Genomic DNA, 3,109 nt, shown 5'->3' on the forward strand with positions numbered 1-3,109 from the left:
GGGGCGGCGGCCTCCCCCCGACACTCCCGCCGCGCCCGGCCGGGCGGCTTCTCAACTTCCTGCTCCGGCCGCTGCGGGCCCGTTTCCGCCGCGCTCCCCCCCCCCCCCCCCCGGGGGGGGGGGGGGGCCCGCTTCACCGCAGCTCAGAGGGTTGCCCCTGCCCTGCTGTCGGTAGGCCGTGTGGGACTCGAACCCACAACCAACGGATTAAAAGTCCGCTGCTCTGACCAATTGAGCTAACGGCCCGTGCAACATCACCCCCCGAGCATAGCCCGCCCGGTCCCGGCAGCCGATCCGGTATCGGTCTTGGGCCCGTCGCGCCCGTTCCGGGGGCCCGAGCGGCGGGCTCGCGAGTGGTCGGGAACAGCAACAGGGCCCGTACGTCACCGAGTCGGTTCGGTGGCGTACGGGCCCTGCCGGTCTGTCAGGCGGACCTGCTCGGCCGGGGGCCGGCCGGGCGGGGGTCAGCCGTTGCGCTTCCAGCGCGGCTTGTCGTCGCGGCGGCCGAAGGAGCCGGTGTTGGTGCCGGTGTTGGCGCCGCGGTGGTCGTCACGACGGCCGGTCGGGCGGTCGCCGCCGCCGGAGCGGAAGCCGCCCGAGGGGCGGTCGTCGCGACGGTCACGGTTGAACGGGCGGTCGCTGCCGCCGGAGCGGAAACCGCCGGAGGGGCGGTCGTCACGGCGGTCGCGGTTGAACGACGGGCGGTCGTTGTCACGACGCTCGAAGGAACGGCCACCACGGTCGTTGCCACCGGAACGGAAACCACCCGAGGGACGGTCGTCACGGCGGTCGCGGTTGAACGACGGGCGGTCGTTGTCACGACGCTCGAAGGAACGGCCACCACGGTCATCACGACGGTCGTTGCCACCGGAACGGAAACCACCCGACGGGCGGTCGTCGCGGCGGTCACGGAACGCCGGACGGTCGTTGTCACGACGCTCGAAGGAACGGCCACCACGGTCATCACGACGGTCGTTGCCACCGGAGCGGAAACCACCCGACGGGCGGTCGTCACGGCGGTCGTTGCCGCGGTAGCCGCCACGGTCGCCACCGCGGTTGTCGCGGCGCTCGTAGTTGCCCCGCTCGTCGCGGCGCTGCTCGTCGCGGGCGGCCGGCTGCTCGGGGACGGAGACGGCTGCCACGAGGGCGGCCTCGGCCTCGGCGGCCACCTCGGCCACCGCGGCCTCGGGGTCGTCGCCCCGCTCGCGGGCGGCACGGGCGACCAGGCGGTCGGCCTCCTCGCGGAGCTCGACGGCGCGGCGCTGGACGCGCTCCAGCTGCTTCGTCAGGTCGGCGGCCTCGCGCTCGGCCTGCTTGGCGGCGTTGTTCGCGGAGTCGGCCTGGACCTCGGTGAGCGAACGGGCGCCGGTGATCTCGGCGACCTCCGGCTCGAAGACGCCCGCGCCCTGGACGATGTGGCGCGAGGCGTCGACGCCCGCGTCCTCCATCAGGCGGAAGATCTGGCGGCGCTGGTGCGGGAGCGCCAGCGAGACGACGACACCGGACTTGCCGGCGCGGGCAGTACGGCCCGAGCGGTGCAGGTAGTCCTTGTGGTCCCCGGCCGGGTCCACGTTCAGGACCAGGTCGATGCCGTCCACGTGGATACCGCGGGCGGCGACGTCGGTCGCGACGAGCGCGTTGACGTAACCCTTCTTGAAGTCCTCCAGGACCCGCGTACGGGCGCCCTGGGTCATGCCGCCGTGCAGCGCGTCGGCCTTCACGCCCGACTCGATGAGCTGCTCGGCGATGCGGTCCGCGCCCAGCTGGGTGCGGACGAAGATGATGGTGCGGCCCTTGCGGGCGGCGATGGCGGCCGTGACCGGCGCCTTGTCCTTCGGCTTCACGACGAGGACGTGGTGCGACATGGTCGTGACGTTGCCCTGGGCGCTGTCGACCTCGTGCGTGACCGGGTTGGAGAGGTAACGCTTGACCAGCGTGCCGATCTCGTTCTCCATGGTGGCGGAGAAGAGCATCCGCTGACCGCCGGCCGGGACCTGGTCGAGCAGCTCGGTGACCTCGGGCAGGAAGCCCAGGTCGGACATCTGGTCGGCCTCGTCGAGGACGGCGACCTGGACGTCCTCCAGGGAGCAGGCGCCGCGGTTGATGATGTCGCGCAGCCGGCCCGGGGTGGCGACGAGGACGTCGACGCCGCGCTCCAGGGCGTAGATCTGGTTGCCCATCGACGTACCGCCGCAGACGACCTTCATCTTCAGGCCGAGCACGTCACCGTACGGCTGGAGGGCGTCCGCGACCTGCATCGCGAGCTCACGGGTCGGCGTGAGGATGACGGCGCGGGGCTTCTTCTTCTCGGTGCGGCCACCGGCCAGCGCGGCCAGGGTGGGCAGACCGAAGGAGAGGGTCTTGCCGGAGCCCGTACGGCCACGGCCGAGGATGTCCTTGCCGGCCAGGGCGTCCGGGATGGTCGCCGCCTGGATCGGGAAGGGGGTGGTGACGCCGTTCTGCGCGAGCTTGCGGACGATGCCCTCGGGCAGGCCCAGGTCGCCGAAGGTGACGGTCGGCTCGGCGGGGGCGTCGGACGCCTCGGCCTCGGGGGCGTCAGCAGCCTCGGGGGCCGAAGCGGCCTCGGACGCCTCGTCGGTCTTCTCGACGGCCGGGGCGGTCGCACCGGCGGGGGCCTCGGTCACAGCGGACTCGACCAGCTCGGCGAGCTCGGCGTTGTCGATGTTCTCGGGCATGACGGTGCGGTCAGAACTGGAAATTGACATGCGAAATGCGAAACCTTCCGGAGTCTCGGCACGCGCCCATAACTCCGTGATTCGCAATTTCGACCGCCTCAATGCGGTCCAGCCACGGCAAGGGAGAGTACGCGCCACACGGCGCTCTTCTGTGTCGGCGCCGGGCAATGGGATCAAACGATCTACCACCATACGCACTCTCACCCACCTTGCGCAAACCACCCTCGCTGTGACCCCGGCTACACCGGCCCCACCTGCGGCGATGCCTCCGGGGTCCGCAGCGGCCCGACCTTCTCCGGTCCGCCCATCCCCTGCGCCCGCAGGTGCGCGGCGGGCGAGGCCGAGGGGGGCGGCTCCGGCGGATCGGTGGGCTCCGGCTCCGGCTCCGGCTCCGGCGAGGGCCTGCCCGTGGG

At 72.3% G+C, this 3,109-nt stretch carries 1 protein-coding gene and 1 tRNA gene; both read right to left on the minus strand.

Translation table 11 applies throughout. The features are described from left to right. Window positions 1–172: 172 nt before the first annotated feature. Window positions 173–246, minus strand: a tRNA-Lys gene (locus JS521_RS29565). A gap of 218 nt (window positions 247–464) precedes the next feature. Next, window positions 465–2,696, minus strand: coding sequence for a DEAD/DEAH box helicase (locus tag JS521_RS29570; protein WP_205086003.1), 2,232 nt, complete (start codon window positions 2,694–2,696; stop codon window positions 465–467). Window positions 2,697–3,109 lie beyond the last annotated feature (413 nt).

Source organism: Streptomyces durocortorensis, assembly GCF_016901035.1.
Taxonomy (GTDB): domain Bacteria; phylum Actinomycetota; class Actinomycetes; order Streptomycetales; family Streptomycetaceae; genus Streptomyces; species Streptomyces durocortorensis.

Excerpts from the sequence above, each read along its gene's own strand:
- JS521_RS29570 (WP_205086003.1), bottom strand. The coding sequence starts at position 2,696 with ATGCCCGAGAACATCGACAACGCCGAGCTCGCCGAGCTGGTCGAGTCC.